This is a genomic window from Halorubrum sp. SP9 (genome assembly GCF_005435015.1).
In the GTDB taxonomy this organism is placed as follows: domain Archaea; phylum Halobacteriota; class Halobacteria; order Halobacteriales; family Haloferacaceae; genus Halorubrum; species Halorubrum sodomense.
On sequence record NZ_SGXU01000340.1, the window covers coordinates 1 to 486 of the forward strand.

General features: G+C 60.7%; 1 protein-coding gene. It reads left to right on the forward strand.

Annotated features, from left to right (window positions below; translation table 11 throughout):
• Nucleotides 1-21 precede the first annotated feature (21 nt).
• The coding region (locus EXE45_RS17805; protein ID WP_137695114.1) for a hypothetical protein at nucleotides 22-486 on the forward strand (465 nt) is incomplete at its 3' end.

The window sequence follows — 486 nt, forward strand, 5'->3', positions numbered from 1 at the left end:
CACATGGTTAAGCGACGCAGTATGGTGATCGGTCTCGGGGCGTTAGCAACAGGGAGCGGCGCGGTCTTCTCGTCGGCGGCGTTCAATGCTAGTGCGAACGCGACGGCAGACATGCGGGTCGTTGTCGAGGACGACATCGCTATCGAGGCGGGTCCAGCGTTTAGAGACGGGGGCCAAACTGGAGACTACGACTACGGAGCAACCGATCCGCCATATATCGCTGGCGGTAATGAACTGTTCGACGGAGTGGACAGCTCAGGACTCAACGGTGCGATCGATGATCCGGACGACCTGCCCGCGATGTACGTCAGCGACGGCGTCGTTGGGGGACCGAACGGTGACGACGGGGACCCGTTCCGCATCGAGCTGGCTGTTCCGAATCGGGTCGGCCGGAATCACTCTAACGCTGCGGTTAACAGCGCTGTTGGTGACCCGTACAAAGGGACATTCTCCGAGGTACTCCAGATTCGGAACCCCGGAACAGAG